General features: G+C 34.7%; 15 protein-coding genes and 2 tRNA genes. 10 read left to right on the top strand and 7 right to left on the bottom strand.

All coding sequences use genetic code 11. The annotated features are described in order from the left end of the window. Positions 1-163: 163 nt before the first annotated feature. From LV842_RS04360 to LV842_RS04340, 5 genes are all read right to left on the bottom strand, one after another. Positions 164-2,692 (bottom strand): DUF5686 family protein, encoded by a 2,529-nt coding sequence (locus LV842_RS04360; protein ID WP_233110239.1) that lies wholly within the window; start codon positions 2,690-2,692, stop codon positions 164-166. A gap of 218 nt (positions 2,693-2,910) precedes the next feature. Continuing rightward, positions 2,911-2,987: transfer RNA gene (locus LV842_RS04355), tRNA-Asn, on the bottom strand. Positions 2,988-3,192: 205 nt separating this feature from the next. Next, positions 3,193-3,269 (bottom strand) — tRNA-Asn (locus LV842_RS04350). Positions 3,270-3,350: 81 nt separating this feature from the next. Next, positions 3,351-4,697, bottom strand: a complete 1,347-nt coding sequence (rseP, locus tag LV842_RS04345) for an RIP metalloprotease RseP (RefSeq protein ID WP_233110238.1) — start codon at positions 4,695-4,697, stop codon at positions 3,351-3,353. Positions 4,698-4,801: 104 nt separating this feature from the next. Continuing rightward, positions 4,802-5,242, bottom strand: coding sequence for a DUF6646 family protein (locus LV842_RS04340; RefSeq protein ID WP_233110237.1), 441 nt, complete (start codon positions 5,240-5,242; stop codon positions 4,802-4,804). A 102-nt stretch (positions 5,243-5,344) separates the two neighbouring features. On the opposite strand from LV842_RS04340, the gene LV842_RS04335 reads away from it, so the two are divergent. Then, the gene (locus LV842_RS04335; RefSeq protein ID WP_233110236.1) at positions 5,345-6,097 is read left to right on the top strand and encodes a nitrilase family protein; all 753 of its coding nucleotides are present in this window, start codon (positions 5,345-5,347) and stop codon (positions 6,095-6,097) included. A 272-nt stretch (positions 6,098-6,369) separates the two neighbouring features. Here LV842_RS04335 and LV842_RS04330 read toward each other — a convergent pair whose 3' ends face one another. After that, positions 6,370-6,669, bottom strand: a complete 300-nt coding sequence (locus tag LV842_RS04330; protein ID WP_233110235.1) for a thioredoxin family protein — start codon at positions 6,667-6,669, stop codon at positions 6,370-6,372. A gap of 10 nt (positions 6,670-6,679) precedes the next feature. After that, a complete protein-coding gene (locus LV842_RS04325; protein WP_233110234.1) occupies positions 6,680-8,089 on the bottom strand; it encodes an MBL fold metallo-hydrolase in 1,410 nt (469 codons plus the stop codon). A 266-nt stretch (positions 8,090-8,355) separates the two neighbouring features. Between LV842_RS04325 and LV842_RS04320 the strand changes: the two genes are divergently transcribed. The 9 genes from LV842_RS04320 (at position 8,356) to LV842_RS04280 (ending at position 17,746) form a co-directional block, all read left to right on the top strand. Beyond that, the gene (locus LV842_RS04320; protein WP_233110233.1) at positions 8,356-9,882 is read left to right on the top strand and encodes a helicase HerA-like domain-containing protein; all 1,527 of its coding nucleotides are present in this window, start codon (positions 8,356-8,358) and stop codon (positions 9,880-9,882) included. Positions 9,883-10,032: 150 nt separating this feature from the next. Continuing rightward, positions 10,033-11,256, top strand: coding sequence for a 3'-5' exonuclease (locus tag LV842_RS04315; protein WP_233110232.1), 1,224 nt, complete (start codon positions 10,033-10,035; stop codon positions 11,254-11,256). Between the two features lie 17 nt (positions 11,257-11,273). Next, entirely contained in the window at positions 11,274-11,465 is a 192-nt protein-coding gene (locus LV842_RS04310; RefSeq protein ID WP_233110231.1) for a DUF5808 domain-containing protein, read from the top strand. A 233-nt stretch (positions 11,466-11,698) separates the two neighbouring features. Then, a complete protein-coding gene (lysA, locus tag LV842_RS04305) occupies positions 11,699-12,898 on the top strand; it encodes a diaminopimelate decarboxylase (protein ID WP_233110230.1) in 1,200 nt (399 codons plus the stop codon). Between the two features lie 111 nt (positions 12,899-13,009). Next, entirely contained in the window at positions 13,010-13,495 is a 486-nt protein-coding gene (locus LV842_RS04300) for an energy transducer TonB (RefSeq protein ID WP_233110229.1), read from the top strand. A gap of 91 nt (positions 13,496-13,586) precedes the next feature. After that, the gene (locus LV842_RS04295; RefSeq protein WP_233110228.1) at positions 13,587-14,312 is read left to right on the top strand and encodes a hypothetical protein; all 726 of its coding nucleotides are present in this window, start codon (positions 13,587-13,589) and stop codon (positions 14,310-14,312) included. A 146-nt stretch (positions 14,313-14,458) separates the two neighbouring features. Continuing rightward, positions 14,459-15,895 (top strand): tRNA (N6-isopentenyl adenosine(37)-C2)-methylthiotransferase MiaB, encoded by a 1,437-nt coding sequence (gene miaB / locus LV842_RS04290; RefSeq protein ID WP_233110647.1) that lies wholly within the window; start codon positions 14,459-14,461, stop codon positions 15,893-15,895. Positions 15,896-15,957: 62 nt separating this feature from the next. Then, entirely contained in the window at positions 15,958-16,386 is a 429-nt protein-coding gene (locus LV842_RS04285; protein ID WP_233110227.1) for a hypothetical protein, read from the top strand. Between the two features lie 76 nt (positions 16,387-16,462). Continuing rightward, a complete protein-coding gene (locus tag LV842_RS04280) occupies positions 16,463-17,746 on the top strand; it encodes a sigma-54 interaction domain-containing protein (RefSeq protein ID WP_233110226.1) in 1,284 nt (427 codons plus the stop codon). Positions 17,747-17,751 lie beyond the last annotated feature (5 nt).

The following is a 17,751-nucleotide window of genomic DNA, read 5'->3' as shown; positions in this document are numbered from 1 at the left end:
AATAAATACGATAATCTTTACAAAACGGTTTATTCTAATATTCGATTTTCTCTTGAATATATAAATATTAATGACCAGGATTATAAAAAAGAATGACAAATCATAATAGTTAAACGATGTAAACGGTTCTGCCGGTTCGTTGAAGAAATACATATTTGAGTTTTTAAAATCCTACCTGGAAGCCGGCTTTAATGCCAAATGTTGAAATATCCGGTCTGTCAAGATAGTTTCCTCTCCAGTTGAAATCTACTCTGAAGATTCTAAGATTTCCAAAACCAATATTTTCAATTCCGACACCATATTCGTAGTAAACATGTTCGCTTGGTGCTGAATATTTAAATCCGGCAACATTGATTGCTTTTGATGCATCGCTCAATGTTCCGTAAGCTCCCCTAAGGAATGCAACTTCTCTTAATTTTAGTTTTTTGATCAAAGGGATGTAAGAAAGGATTTTTCCATTAAAATGATGCTCTAAATGAAGCGTTGTATAGGTGTCTGCAACAAATTCATAATAATTAAGCTGAGCAAAAGTATTCTGGGCTAAACTGTAAGACTGGTTCCCCGGAATTACATTCTGTAAGGCTAATGGAACGGTGTCGAAATTTTTTCCTGCTTCAAAATTAATCAAAGTTTTTCCCCAGCTTCCAATTAAAACAGGTTTGTAGAACATGAACTGTAATTTATTATAATTAAAGTCAGATCCAAATAATCCTTCGATACCTCTTGTATATTTCAAAACAATGGTCGGAGCTAGTGTTCCATGTTCATATCTGTCGATCCCCGTTTGAGAGAATTTTGCTCCCGGTCTGGCAATTAAGCTCAGTGTTAAGTGAGAATCGTTTGTGGTTTGTCTCAGGTTTCCATCTTTATAATACATTAAATTAAAGCCTTGTGGATTGGCAGATTTAATGCTTTGCATGGTTCCGTCCAGTCTGATCTGGAAGTTTTTCCAAGGCTCAATAGAGGTGAAAACATTCGTTTGATTTACGGAGCTTAATGAAGCATTTTCACCTCTGGCAAAAAGAGTTGAAGAAGCGAAGGTTCTTGCCATAATTCCGTCGTCATTGGTTAATTGAACTCCTAATTGTAAGATGTCTCTTCTGGTTCCTGCTCCAACGGTGAATCTGTTAACTCTGTTAAACATAAATCTCGCTTCGGCACCGTATTTCACTTGCTGATCTTTGAAGCCATAAGCGGTATAAAACTGAACTCTCCAAGGGTCGTTTCTGGTGAAGTAAGTTCTTGCTCCCAATCGGATTCTGTCACCTTCTATCTCATTTTTCCCATAGATAGAGAAAATAGGACCTAAATCTATTCCTTTGGTAATATTATAATATCCTGATCCTAAAGTTTCATACAACTTCACGATTCTGTTGAATTTAGGAGTTTGCTGAAGCTTGTCAAGCATATCGTAAATTCCCTGTTCACTTTTTGATAACGAATCAGGTCTTGCTTTTAACCAATAGGCATCGTCTTTATCAACGAATTTATCATCATATTCCTCTTCTTTTCTTTTGAACAGTTTGTCTTCGAGAGGTTTGTTGAATTCATATTCCGTATAATCAACAGATCGTTTGGCAACAATGCTTTTTGAGGTTTTCTTTTTTGAAAACGGAGTCATTTCAATTTCCGTAACGAATTTTCTTGGTAAGAAAGTATTTTCGTCCGGATTGTCGTATTCTAGTTCTGTCGAGATCCCGTTAATAAAATTAACATTGATTTTCTGTGTTGATTTTAAAGTAGCTCCTAAAACAGCATAGCTATCTGTGTCGATATAAAGATATCCTTGAAATGCTAAAACATCACTTCTTTTAGGTTGATAACGGATTTTGAAAGCATTTTCTCCATGAATGGAAATGGTATCAACTAAATTATAATCGTAGGTACTAAAACCTGTTCCTCCGGCCGGGCTGGGAAATCCAATATCGAAATAGTTTAATGTGTTATCGTAAATGTTGATATCACGATAAAGATTTTTTGCCGTTAAAGTAATAATTTGATTATCCTGAAAGCCTGAAGTCTTCTGAGCAACTAATAGTCTTTTTGTTCTTTTTGAAGGCTTATTTTCTCCGTAATTTTCATAAATGGCTTCATTTAAGAAAACAGGAAGTCCGATTTTTCCGCTTGCGGTAGAATCTTTGTAGTCGAAGATGAATTCAAGCTTATTGAAGATCTTTTTCTTCATGAACGCACTGTCCAGATTATTGGCGTCAAACTGAATCTTCTCGTATTCTTTGTAAGTGTAGGTGTCGAATTTATCTAACCCATTGTTTCTTTTTCTTTCCCATACTTTCTGCATAATGGCATAAGCAGGGTTTTCTTTTTTATTCTTGAACTTTGGACGTTCGTTGTGAATGACAACCGCTTCGATATTGCTTACTTTTTCTGAAGACATTTTTATGATCAGATCCTGGAAACTTTCAGCGGTGATATTTATGCTTTCTAAAGCGTAGTTTTTTTTCTGAAATTTAAGTTTGTAAATCACAGAATCAGACTTCACGCTGAAATTTGACGATGAAGTGGTTGTATAAGGAGTATTGCTGTCGTTGATAAATATGTCTACGCCAGAAATGGGGGTATTAGTTTTTTCATCAATAATTTTTCCGTTGACGGAATTTTGGGCCTGTAAAAAGCCGAAAAAAATAATGGAAAAACAAGAAAGATAATATTTAAAATTATTAGTTGACATCATTCGTTTCTTCAAGCATTTAGCATAATCAAAAACTGTGCTGTTTTGCAAAGTGTTTAAAAGGTTTTGCGATTGTTTTGTAAAACTGCAAAGGTAACGAAAATAACACGACTAATATTGTGATAGATAGAAGGTTTCTTCAATGAAATAAAATAACGATTTGGGAAAAGTTTAAAAAGAATTTGGGAATAAAAAAAGACCTACATTTCTGTAAGTCTTTTTGGCTCCTCCTGCTGGGCTCGAACCAGCGACCCTCTGATTAACAGTCAGATGCTCTAACCAACTGAGCTAAGGAGGAATGTTCCTTTGTTTTAGTGGTGCAAATATAATATGAATATTAATATTATACAAATTTTTATTTTAAAAATATTGAAAAATTTCCTTTACTCATGGGGTTTTAAAGGCTATTTAATTATTTTTCAATACATTAAGTTGAAGCAAAGGTTTAATGAAGATTTTAAAAAATAAGCATAAAAAAAGACCTACATTTCTGTAAGTCTTTTTGGCTCCTCCTGCTGGGCTCGAACCAGCGACCCTCTGATTAACAGTCAGATGCTCTAACCAACTGAGCTAAGGAGGAATGTCCTTTGTTTTAAGTGGTGCAAATATAGGACGAATATTTATACCCTACAAATATTTTTATTAAAAAATTAAAAAAATATTATAAGCTTCCGGTTAAGGCTTTGAAAATATCGCTTCCGAAAATCAGTAACATCAATCCTAACAGGAAGATAACCCCTACCATCTGTGCGTTTTCCAATACTTTTTGAGGAACAGGTTTCCCTACAATCATTTCATATAATGTGAAAATAACGTGTCCGCCATCTAATCCTGGGATTGGAATTAAGTTCAAAAATGCCAACCAAACTGAAAACATTGCCGTAAAACTCCAGAAAGCAGTCCAGTTGATGGAAACGCTTCCGTCTTTTGATTGGTTTACAGGCATGTTTTTAATAATAGCGAGAGGTCCTCCTACTTTCTTATATCCCTGTACTTTTTTGTTGAAGATTAATTTGAACTGTTTTACCTGATACGTTAAGCTTTCAATACTTCTTGTAAATCCTCTTCCGATAGATTGCCCAAAAGTGAAATGCTGAGTATTCGCATATTTCTCCAATTGCTTGTAAGAGGCAATACCGATCGTTCCTTCTTTAGATACAGGAATGCTCAAAGGTTGTGGAGTTCCGTTTCTAAGAACTTCAATATTAATAGGTTTTCCTGCGCTTTTTCCTACGGCAGCCTGAAACTCATCATAATAATTGATTTTCTGACCGTTTGCAGCAATTACCTGATCACCAACTTTTAATCCTGCTTCTGCTGTTTTAGGATTAACGATTGTATCAATTACGGCAGCATATCTTGGAGTAAGGAATCCTTTAGGGTTTTCATCTTTAAAAGCAAGAGCTTTTCCGTCATCATTTGTATTGAAAGTTGTTTCTTTGCCGTCTCTTAAAACAGTTACCTGATCACTTAATAAAATATCCAGAGACAATTTATCTAAATTATTCTGTGTTTTTCCGTCTACTTTTAAGATTTTATCACCATCCTTAAAGCCCATTGCTTTAGCAACATTGGTGTAATGCATTGGCGTGTCAACTTTCGTTGTGTCAAACGTTGTTTCCCCGTTAAAGAAAGATAAACATCCATAAATAAGCCAAGCCAGGAAAAAGTTTACAGTAACCCCTCCTAACATGATAATCAGTCTCTGCCAAGCCGGTTTTGCTCTGAATTCCCAAGGTTGAGCAGGTTGTTTCAATTGCTCGGTATCCATGCTTTCGTCTACCATTCCGGCAATTTTTACATATCCACCGAAAGGAAGCCAACCGATACCGTACTCTGTTTCACCGATTTTTTTCTTAGCGATAGAGAACCATGGATCGAAGAAAAGATAGAATTTTTCAACTTTGGTCTTAAACCATTTTGCGGGTAAGAAATGCCCAAGTTCGTGAAGGATTACCAAGATAGAAATGCTCAATATAAATTGAAACAGTTTGATTGCTATTTCCATTAATGCTTTTTATGTTTAGTTTGCAAAGGTAACAATTATCAAAACTATGCCAAATAAAAAAGCTCCCCGAAACGAGAAGCTTTGTCATATAATAGGATGATTTTTTACAAATTAAAGGAAACTCCCAAACTGCCATTGTTTCCGATCTCTGCAAAAACTCCGATTCTTTCGGTGAAAAAGTATCTTGCGCCAATATGAGCTCCGATTCCGAAATCTTTGCCCAGAACTCCTACATCTACACCCGGATAAATATCTAATTTTTCAGGTAACTGTAAGGCATCTTTCAAATGAAAATTCAGTCTTCCGAATATGAAAACATTGTTGTCGTTGTCATTATCCTTATAATTGTCGAAATAACCGTTCAAACCGGCTCCTATGGAGATTAAATTATTTAAACCATAATCATAAGTTCCGGTAACCCCTGTTCCGTATCCCCAAACACTTAATCCAGCGTTGATTTTCTGATCTCCTTTCCCGTTCCACGCCTGTGCATTTGCAGTAGCTCCCGCAAAGATCAGTGCGAACATAAAAACCAATTTCTTCATAAATTTTACAATTTTATAGTAGTATTAAAAACAATCCGTATCAAAAATAGAACCGAAATCATTGGAAAATCGTATTTTTATTGAAGTTTTTTAACAAAGTTTATGAAGATCACAGGACTGAATTTAGATATCATCTGGAAAAATAAAACGGCAAATTTTCAATCCATAGAAAAAGAATTACAAGATCAGGAAGCGGATTTATTTCTTCTTCCGGAAATGTTTTCAACAGGGTTTTGTATGGATGCTTCTGAGGTTTCAGATAGAAATCAGGAATCTCTGGAGTTTTTAAAAAAAATGTCGAAGGAGAAAAATGCTGCGTTCTGTGGAAGTGCTCCCGTAGAAGAAAATGGGAAATTTTACAACAGGATGTATTTTGTACAGCCGGATTCTCAGGTTGAGTTCTATGATAAAAGACATCTGTTTTCTTTTTCAGGAGAAGATAAAGTATACACTCCGGGAAAGGAAAGGGTAATCGTGAATTACAAAGGTTTCAGAATTCTATTGCAGGTTTGTTATGATCTTCGTTTCCCTGTTTTTGCCAGAAATAATGATGATTATGATGCTGTTTTATATGTAGCCAACTGGCCCGAAAAAAGAGTAGGAGCCTGGGAACATTTGCTGAAAGCCAGAGCTATTGAAAACCTGTCTTTTGTTTTTGGATTGAATAGAATTGGAACAGACGGAAATAATTTATTTTATCAGGAAAGCTCACATTGCTTCTTCGCAGACGGAAAAGAAATTTCCCAAAAACAAGGAAATATTGTTTCTGCGGAATTGGATGCGGAAGAATTGAAAAGCTTCAGAAATCATTTTCAGTTTTTAAATGATCGTGATTCTTTTTCGATTGAATTATAATTCTTGTCGTATAATTTCAAAGATACTTTTTTGAGTTAAAAATAAATTTAAACGCAAAGAATTAATGATTTAAACTTTTGATTTTAGAAAACAAAGGCAAATAAATTTGCTGTGCGAAGCTGAAACGAAAGCTTTTTAAAATCAACTTGTTGATTCCTCTTGGCTCACTTAATATTAATCAGTATTAAAATGAAACTTCGCGTAAAAACCACTTAAATACCTGTATGAATCTGCTGTAATTAAAAATAAAAAAACTGTGAAAAATCACAGTTTTAAGCATATTCTTTTAAAAGTTGGGTCAATGTATTGACGTCATGAACGCCGCTTTCTTTCCAAAGCATTTCTCCTTTTTTGAAGATCGCTAAGGTTGGAACACCGCGAACTCCGTATTGAGCTGCAAGAGCGGGATATTGGTCAATATCTACTTTGATGATTCTTGCTCCTTCGCCTATGTTTTCTTTTACCGTATTTAAAACCGAAGACTGTACTTTGCAAGGTTGACACCACGTTGCAAAAAAATCAATCAGAACCGGTCTTTCGGAATCTATAATTTCCTGGAATTTTTGTGACATAGCTGATTTTTTACAAAGTTTTCGACTGACAAACAAAATCTGTTGTCGGAAGTTTTTCTGTTTTTTTAATGCCGTTGAAACCTCCTTCTACTTCAGTAAAGTTTCTGATTCCGTGAGAATTAAGGATGCTTGCGGCAATCATGCTTCTGTATCCTCCCGCACAATGTAAGAAGAAGTGTTCAGAATCATCAACAGAAGTTACCCAATCGCTGATCGTATCTAAAGGTTTATTATATGCATTGTCAATATGTTCTGCAGAATATTCTGTCAGTTTTCTTACGTCAATCACTTTAGAATCTTCTTTGAATTGCTCTGCAAATTCGGTCGGTGAAATTCTTTTCACTTCATCGGTCTCTTTTCCTGTATTTTTCCAAGCTTCAAAACCTCCTTTTAAATATCCTACTACATTATCGAAACCAACTCGGCTTAGTCTTGTGATCGCTTCTTCTTCAGTTCCTGCTTCTGCTATCAATAAAATAGGGTGTTTTACATCAACAATTAAAGTTCCTACCCAAGGAGCAAAATCGCCTTTTAGACCAATGTTTACAGAATTAGGAACAAATCCTTTATGGAAGTCTGCAGCTCCTCTGGTGTCTAAAATCAACGCACCCGTTTCTTCTGCATAAGCTTCGAAATCTTCAACAGAAATTGGAGTTAATCCTTTATCCATTACCGTTTCAAAACTTTGATAGCCTCCTTTGTTCATGGCTACGTTCATTCCGAAATATTTAGGTGGAGCAGTTAATCCGTCTAAAACTTCTCTGATAAATGATTCTTTATCAGGCTGATTAAGAGCGTAGTTTGTTCTTTTTTGATTTCCTAAAATATCAACCGTTTCTTTCTGCATATTTTTTCCACATGCAGAACCTGCACCATGAGCCGGATAAACTGTAATGCTGTCATCCAAAGGCATGATTTTCGTTTGAAGACTGTCATATAAAATCCCGGCAAGATCTTCCTGAGTAACACTTCCTGCTTTTTGAGCAAGATCAGGTCTTCCGACATCTCCTAAAAATAAGGTGTCTCCTGTAAAAATTGCAGTTTCTACACCATTTTCGTCAATCAGAAGGTACGTTGTACTTTCCATCGTATGACCGGGAGTATGTAAGGTTTTTATTTTTACTTTCCCGATATCAAAAATCTGGTTGTCTTCTGCGATGATGGTTTCAAACTGAGGTTGTGCAGTAGGACCATAAACGATGGAAGCCCCTGTTTTTTTGCTTAAATCCAGATGTCCCGAAACAAAATCGGCGTGGAAATGGGTTTCAAAAATATATTTTAATGTAACGCCGTCTTTTTCTAAACGATCAAGATAAGGTTTTATCTCTCTCAAAGGATCAATAATTGCTGCTTCATTTTCAGATACAATATAATATGCACCTTGAGCGAGACATCCTGTATATATTTGTTCAACTTTCATTATTTGATTGTAAAAGCTTTAATGTTTATTTAGTACAAAAATCGGGTTTATTTTTTAATACTTGTCAAAAATAAAGAATCTATCCCGATAGAATAAATCTATAAAGTTGTTTTTTTGTGTTGTTTTCTATTCTTAAAATTCGAATAATCAGATTTTTATTGCTAAAATAAGCTTTTTGAAATTGATGAACTGAAATTAATCATGATTCATATTCTATGCTTCAATGTTTTCCAAAAAATTTTATATTTATAAGATAAAAAGATCAAATGGCAGACAAAGCACAATTTATTGAAGAACAAAATGCAAGATATACTCCGAAAGGAGAGCATATTATATTAGGAAAAGGAATGTTGAGCGGAGAAGTGGTTCCTGAAGTGAATGTTACCATTCCTCTGAAAACAATCAACCGTCACGGACTGATTGCTGGAGCAACGGGAACAGGAAAAACCAAAACATTACAGGTTTTTGCCGAGCAACTTTCTCATCAGGGAATTCCTTCTTTGGTATTAGATATAAAAGGAGATTTTTCCGGAATTGCAGAAGCCGGAGCGATGAATCCGATCATCGAAGAAAGATATGCTAAAACCCAGCTTCCTTACAATCCGCAAGCTTTTCCTGTAGAATTGATGACGATTTCAGGAGAAAAAGGAGTGAAGCTAAGAGCTACGGTTACGGAATTCGGACCGGTTTTATTGAGTAAAATCTTACAACTGAATGAAACACAGCAGAGCATCATGGCAATTGTCTTCAAATATTCTGACGATAAAGGACTGCCTTTAATTGATCTTAATGATTTGAAAAAAGTATTGCAGTATGTGACGGATAATGCACAAGGTAAAGCAGAATTGGCTGCCAATTATGGTTCAATCGCTTCAGCTTCTTTAGGTGCTATTTTAAGATCTATTGTGGCTTTGGAGCAGCAGGGAGCTTCAGATTTCTTTGGGGAATTAAGTTTTGATGTTCACGATTTACTGGAAACCAGAGACGGAAAAGGAGTTGTCAATATTTTAAGAGTGGCAGATATTCAGAGTAAACCGCAGCTGTTTTCTACTTTTATGCTTTCGCTTTTTGCGGAAATTTACATGACGTTCCCGGAAGAAGGAGACAGCGGAAAACCGAAACTGGTTCTTTTTATCGACGAAGCGCATTTGATTTTTGATGAATCCTCAAAAGCATTGGTTTCACAAATTGAAACTATGGTAAAATTGATTCGTTCAAAAGGGGTAGGAATTTATTTCATCACCCAGATTCCCGGAGATGTTCCGGAAGCGGTTCTTTCTCAGTTAGGATTAAAAATTCAGCATGCTTTGAGAGGCTTTACAGCAAAAGATAAAAAGGAAATCACAAAAGCAGTTGAAAACTATCCGACAACGGAGTTTTATGATGCATCTACTTTGATCCAAAATTTAGGAATTGGAGAAGCTTTTGTTACTGCTTTGGACGAAAAAGGGATTCCTACACCATTGATTCATACCTATTTGATTTCACCTGAATCGAGAATGGATGTCCTGAATGATGCAGAAATTTCTGAACTGACAAATAGTTCGGCATTGGTCGCTAAATATCAGAATCCTGTAAACAGTGACTCTGCTTATGAAATGTTAACTAGCAGAATGGAACAGGCGGTACAGAATGCAGCCCCAACACAAAAAACAAAACCGGTAAAAGAAGAACCGGGAATGTTTGAGCAGGTTCTGAACAGCAGACAAGGCAGAACATTTACCAATACATTACTGAGAGAAGGAGCTAAAGCTATTTTAGGAATGCTTGGATTGGGAGGAAGAAGAAGGTAGAATTATATAATTTTTATTATTTTAGCAGGATTCTCCTTTTATGCTTCACAGAGATATTTGGCATAAGTTATGTTATTAGCTTGTTATCAGCAGGTTTTGAACTTTGATGAAAAAAATAATAGTAATTTAGAAGAAATTCGCAAAAATTAAATGTATTCGATAATTGATATAGAAAGCAATGGTGCAGGTTACAGAAAAGAATGCATTATAGATATTGCTGTTTACAGGTATGATGGTCAGAAGATTGTTGACCAGTTCATTTCGCTTGTAAATCCGGAAAGCGATATCACACCTTTTGTGCAGAAATTGACCAGTATTACTCCAAAAATGGTTAAAACTGCCCCGAAATTTCATGAAATTGCCCGAAGAATTATTGAAATTACACAGAACACAACTTTAGTAGGGCATAATATTGATTTTGATTACAGAATGCTTCGTCAGTCTTTCCAAAGATTAGGGTATGATTTTAAAATCAATACATTAGATACCATTCCGTTGGCGAAAAAGCTGATTCCTGATGAGGTAAGCTATTCTCTCGGAAAATTGGTGAAATCTCTCGGTATTCCCTTAACGAATCATCACAGAGCAGAGGGAGACGCAAGAGCAACGTTGGAATTATTCAAACTTTTAGTATCAAAAGATACTGAAAACGAAATTATTCAAAAGCAGCACGAAGAAACGAATGCGAAAACGTATATCAATAAAATCAAAGAACTGACACAGGATCTTCCTAATGAAAAAGGGTTTGTTTACTTCCAGAATGAAGCTGGGAAAATCATTTTTTCAGATCATGTTCAGGATATCAACAAGTTCTCAAAGAAAGTTTTTAATTCAAAATCTAAAAAGTGGGAAACCATTCAGAATGATGTTGAACAAATTAATTACGAACTTACCGGAACAGATATTATAGCTAAGCTGATTTTAAACTCTAAAGGAATTAAGAAAAGAGATACGCTTCCGTTTGGACTGTATTGCAGGAATGATAAATATGTTGTTGAAAAAAATAAACTGAATAAAATCGAAAAACCAATTCTGAAATTCAGGTCTTTCACGCAAGGGACAAAAGCGGTTCAGTTTATTGAAAAGATTGAAGAATATAAAGATATTGATGCTTTTAAAAATAAGATTGAATTTAAAAAAAGAAACGAGCTTTGGCTAGGACAAGGGCGAAAGTTAGGAGAAAAATTATTCCTCATCATTGAAAACGGAAAAGCAGTTTCTTACGGTTTTTACGAACTGTTTACCCAAATTCAGACCATGAGTAAAATTTCAAAGCTCAAGATCGATTTGCCTTTACCGACATCCGATCTTACGAATGAACTACAATTGGCTTTACTTCGAGGTGATTTTGAAACGTTGCCGTTGCCAAAGTAATTTAAAATAAAGAAATAATGAATAGTGCAGATAAAGAATCTTCTCATTGGAAATTCGGACTTTTTTATTATAACAAAGAAGATAAAAGAATATTTTCTCCAAAAAGGTTCGGATTGGGCTGGACAATCAATTTTGCCAATCCACTATCTGTCTCTGCATTTTTATTGATCCTGATTATAATCGGTCTTATTTCACAATTGCTGAAATAAATTAGAATTTTACATTTTATAAAAATTCGGGGTTATTTTCTCAAAATAAATAGTATTTTTGCAAAAAATTAAGTAAAAGCAATGCAAAATTTTAAACAAATTAAAACTGGAAAAAAGGGAGCTGTAAAGTTCTCTAAGGTTTGGAATATTTAAAAGAGTTGTCTTGCATAAAAATAATTATTGCGGCAGACTCTTTTCGAAGAATCTGCCTTTTTTTATGTTAAAATGAAATTATGAATCCTAAAGAATTATTAAAGATCGCCAATGAGTTTGGCACACCGGTGTACGTTTACGATGCAGAATCTATTAAAACGCAATACGAAAAACTTACATCTTCTTTTTTAAAACACACAAAGTTCTTCTACGCGGCAAAGGCGTTGACAAACATCAATATCCTTAAGTATGTCAAGAACCTGGGTGCTTCTTTGGATTGTGTATCAATTAACGAAGTGAAACTTGGGTTAAAAGCAGGTTTCCCGAAAGAAAAAATATTATTTACTCCCAATTGTGTAGATCTTGCCGAAATTGAAGAAGCAATGACGTTTGGAGTGCATATTAATATTGATAATATCTCCATTCTTGAACAATTCGGGAATAAATACGGAAATTCGTACCCTATTTTAGTAAGAATCAACCCGCATATTTTTGCCGGAGGAAACTATAAAATTTCCACAGGTCACATCGATAGTAAATTTGGTATTTCCATTCATCAGGTTCGTCACATCGAAAGAGTGATGAAGTCTACCAATCTGAATGTAGAAGGTCTTCATATGCATACAGGAAGTGAGATCAAAGATCCGGATGTTTTCTTGCAGGCCTTAGATATTATGTTGGAACTTTCAGAACATTTCCCGAACCTTAAATATCTGGATATGGGAAGCGGTTTCAAAATTCCTTATCAGGATAGTGAGGAAGAAACCGATGTGAAAACATTAGGCAAAAAAGTAGAAAAAGTAATCTCTGAATTTTCAAAATCTACAGGAAAGAAGTTTGAATTATGGTTTGAACCGGGGAAATTTCTTGTGGGAAAAAGCGGCTATTTATTAGTAAAAGCTAATGTAATTAAGCAAACAACTGCTACCGTTTTTGTTGGAGTAAATTCAGGATTTAATCATTTGATTCGTCCGATGTTCTATGATTCTTATCACCAGATTGAAAATCTATCGAATCCAAAAGGAGCGGAAAGAATCTATACAGTGGTTGGAAATATTTGTGAAACAGATACTTTTGCATGGGATAGAAAGCTGAATGAAGTAAGAGAAGGCGATATTTTAGTATTCCACAATGCAGGAGCTTACGGTTTTGAAATGAGTTCGAACTTTAATTCAAGACTAAAGCCTGCAGAAGTTCTTTTCTTAGACGGAAAGGCTCATTTAATTAGAAAAAGAGATGAATTTGAAGATTTGTTGAAAAATCAGATTGAGGTTTTGTAACTCAAAAAGACAAATTCAAAAAATATAAAAGGGAAACTTCGCTGTCTGGTGAAGTTTCTTTTTTTTGGTGTAATTTTGGTGTTTATAAATGATAACCGAAAAAAAGAGAGTATGAAAGCAATAGCATTATTTATAGGGCTTTTTGTAGCAAACTTTACTTTTGCACAAACAGATTTAGAAGATAGAGATGAATCTTTTATTGTAGAAAACAATAAAAATCTTTTGAAAATAGACATTAAAGAACCTTTTCTGCAGATTGCAGCCAAGAATTGCAATGATTTCAAAGCAGCAAGCTATGAAGGAGGAGCGGCGGCTTATAAAGAAGTGCTGAAAAAATATATGTATACCTATCTTAATTCTGATTTCTATACATTGTCGGGAGACTTTACCTTTACATTAACCATTGATGCTACCGGAAAAGTAACTGATATTTCAGGAGATCCGAAAGTATTGCATAGTGAAGTTTTCTTTGATGATATGCAGTATGTGGTAAGAAGAATTAAGAAAAACTGGTCTCCAGCGACCTGTAACGGACAACCGATAAAATCTGAAATGAAGCTTAAGATGAGATTCTCATCTATGTCTGCGGATATGTAAAAAAGTGATTAAATTAATCTTTTGAACAATGATATCAACTTTTATTTGTTTTCACGAAAACTATACTTGAGTTAGGTGTTTAATTATTATAATGATGAAATATAAATTTTTTATTCTAGTGCTTGTAATTATTTCTAATCTGTTATACGCACAAGTTTTGTACGAATATCCCAAAGGTCAAGATTTTTATAAAGGAGGTAGGCAAGGGCTATATAGTGAAGTACAGCAGATTGTTGTGAAAAAACAGATGAGGTCATGTGAAAAAACAGAGGCGCTTTTAATGAGGTTTGTTGTTTATCCTGATGCAACAATAAAATATGTTTCCGACTCTGATAAAAATGCAGAAGAGAATAATAAATGTTTAAAAGAGAAAGTTTTAGATGTTTTGAAGGACGTGAAAAATTGGAAACCTGCTGAAGTAAATGGGCAAAAAAATGCAGCAATGGTTACTATGCTTTTTCATGATGATTTACTTTTTAATAACCGTGTAAGTGATGACGCGTTTTCGATGCCGATTTATATATACAAAGATAAAGAAAGTAATATAATGAAGTTTAGAGAAAACTTTGCTAAATGTTTTGATACTAATGGCTATCGACCGATTGGAGATTATTCATTTACAATAAATTTTGATATAGATACAAATGGAGAGGCTGGATTTTTCTATATTGAAAATCAGTCTACACTAGATAAATTTAATGAAATGGTGGTGAGATGTGCTACCAATAGCAAGAAGGCATATTGGAAGCCGGGGTATTATAAAAGTGTACCTATAAAACAGGTTTTTAAAATGCCAATTAAGTTTGCGGCCAATTAATTTTAAAATCTCTTTAAACTAAATTTTACTCCTGACATTCTGTCACAATATTTTGTATCTTTGCAAATTAATTCAAAAGTTCAACGTTTAAAAAATCAAAGTCGTACAACCTTGAACTTTAAATATTGAACCTTAAACAGACGATTGTGCAAGAAAAATATATAGACGAAACAAAACAAGGTGAGGCATTTGCTATTGCAGAAAGAGACGGTAACTCAAAGAAATTATTCTTGGAGAGCTATGGCTGTCAGATGAATTTCTCTGACTCTGAAATTGTTGCATCTATTCTTAATGAACAGGGATACAATACCACTCTTAAAGTAGAAGAAGCAGACCTTATTCTTTTAAATACATGTTCAATCCGTGAAAAAGCGGAGCAAACAGTAAGAATGCGTCTTTCTCAGTTCAAAAACCTGAAAAAAGAAAGACCGAATATGACGGTGGGTGTTTTGGGATGTATGGCTGAAAGGTTGAAAACCAAATTTTTAGAAGAAGAACAATTAGTTGACCTTGTAGTTGGTCCCGATGCATACAGAGATTTACCAAACTTGTTGAAAGAAACTGAAGATGGTAGAGATGCAATCAATGTAATTCTTTCAAAAGAAGAAACCTATGCAGATATTAATCCGGTTCGTTTAGGTGGAAATGGTGTTACCGCTTTCGTTACGATTACGAGAGGATGTGATAATATGTGTACATTTTGTGTAGTTCCGTTCACGAGAGGTAGAGAAAGAAGCCGTGATCCACATTCTATTTTGGATGAATGTAAAGATCTTTGGAACAATGGGTATAAAGAAATTACATTATTAGGTCAAAATGTTGACTCTTATCTTTGGTACGGAGGAGGTCCTAAAAAAGATTTTGCTAAAGCATCCGAAATGCAGAAGGCAACAGCCGTGGATTTTGCTCAATTGCTGGATTTAGTAGCTAAAGCTGTTCCGGAAATGAGAATCAGGTTTTCGACTTCAAATCCTCAGGATATGAGTCTTGATGTTTTCAAAATGATGGCGAAGCACGAAAATATCTGTAATTATGTGCATTTGCCGGTTCAAAGTGGAAGTAACAATATGCTGGAAGCAATGAACAGACAACATACCCGTGAAGAATATTTAGATTTAATTAAAAAAGCTAAAGAAATTGTTCCGGATGTTGCGTTTTCTCAGGATATGATCGTTGGTTTCTGTAACGAAACTGAGGAAGATCACCAAGATACACTAAGCTTGATGAGAGAAGTGGAATATGACTACGGTTATATGTTTGCTTACTCAGAAAGACCCGGAACTCCGGCTCATAAAAAAATGGAAGACAATATTCCTGCAGATGTAAAACAAAGACGTTTAGCAGAGGTAATTGCTTTACAGGGTGAGCTATCAAGAAATCGTATGAAATCTTATGTCGGAAAAACACACCAGATCTTAATTGAAGGGATTTCCAAAAAGAACAAAAACCAGTGGAAGGGAAGAAATTCTCAGAATGCGGTTTGTGTATTCGATATGCTAGAAGGGCAGAAAATTGGTGACATTGTGAATGTTTTTGTATTTGATAATACGCAAGGCACGCTTTTGGGGGAAACGGTAAAGTAATCTTTTCTCAAAAATTATATTAGAACAAATTATTATCATTATTAACTTTTAAAACTCAGACAATGGAAAAATTTCAGAAATATTGCCTCAGTGTTTTATTGGTAATAATTTGCAGTAATATTTCGGCACAAACCGGCAATGGCTCTGTTGAAAGTGATGATTGCAGGCTGTACGAGATTTACAATCAATTTTTAAATCATGAATGCGAAGCTTCACAGAAGTTTTGTGTAAAGGAAAAAGCCAGACCTAATTTTGCAATTCATCAGAAGCAGAATGCAATTGATAGTATTGGAAAAATTTTTCCTGAAAAAGGACAGAATTATTCTTATAAAAATAAAAAAGAGGCAGATTCCTCTGAAAAAGAGAAGCACAATCTTCTCTTAAAAAACTTTGAAAAAAGCAGTAAAGAAAACCTTCTTGCTGAAATTTCATATTTTAAAACTAAAGTTACCAAAGTCAGAAATAAAGATTATTTGAATTTGATTAGTTAAAATTTCATCCGTTTTTAAACTAATTAAAATTTACTGATCAGAAGATCAATTTCAATCAATAATCTAAAATCTATTTATGAGTAACGAGTTACAAAATATAAAAAACCGCTTCGGAATTATCGGTAATTTTCCGGCTTTAAACCGCGCTTTGGAAAAATCAATTCAGGTGGCGCCAACAGATATTTCTGTGTTGGTAATCGGAGAAAGTGGGGTCGGAAAAGAATTTATTCCAAAAATTATTCATTCAGAATCAAAAAGAAAACATCAGCCATACATTGTCGTAAACTGTGGAGCCATTCCGGAAGGAACGATTGACTCCGAATTATTCGGGCACGAAAAAGGAGCATTTACAGGAGCTACAGCGACCAGAAAAGGATATTTTGAGGTTGCAGACGGTGGAACCATTTTCCTTGATGAGGTGGGTGAACTACCATTACAAACACAGGTTCGTTTGCTGAGAGTTTTGGAAAGTGGTGAATTCATGAAAGTGGGGTCCTCACAGGTTCAGAAAACGAATGTAAGAATTGTGGCAGCTACCAATGTGAATATGATGAAGGCTATTCAGGATGGCAGATTCCGTGAAGATTTATATTACCGTCTGAATACTGTACAGATCGATATGCCTGCTTTAAGAGAAAGAAAAGGAGACATTCATTTGCTGTTCAGAAAATTTGCAATAGATTTTGCAGAAAAATACAGAATGCCGGAACTGGAATTGGAACCAAGTGCTGTTCATTATATTGAAAACTATACATTTCCAGGGAATGTTCGACAGTTGAGAAACTTGGTTGAACAAATGACGGTGGTGGAAAGGAACAGACATGTTACGGTAGAGAAACTGGCAGAATATATTCCGATGGAGTCTCATCTTCCAATGGTGGTAAATACTCCAAACTCTCCAAAACAAAGCGATTTCGGTAGTGAAAGAGAAATTATGTACAAAATTCTCTTTGATATGCGAAATGATATAAATGATTTAAAATCCTTAACTTCGGAATTAATAAAGAACCGCGGAACGACAGATTTAAGCAATCAGGAGAAAAATTTAATCAACAGAATTTATACACCTGAAACACAGCAGAATGTAGCGCCTAATTCTTTACTGTATTTTGAGAATGATAAAACTGTAGTTCAGAATCCTACCATAATTTCTAATTCAGACGATAACTTTGAAGATTTTGAAGATATAGAAATAGAAGAAAATAAGCCGGAGTCTTTGTCGCTTCAGAATAATGAAAAGGATTTGATTGTGAAGGCATTGGAAAAACATAATGGACGCAGAAACAAAGCGGCAGATGAACTGGGTATTTCACAAAGAACGTTATATAGAAAAATAAAGCAATATAATTTAGAAGACTAACATCA

The organism is Chryseobacterium gwangjuense, assembly GCF_021311115.1.
Taxonomy (GTDB): Bacteria; Bacteroidota; Bacteroidia; order Flavobacteriales; family Weeksellaceae; genus Chryseobacterium; species Chryseobacterium gwangjuense.
Note: the sequence above shows the minus strand (reverse complement) of the source record. Positions and strands in the feature narration are given on the sequence as shown.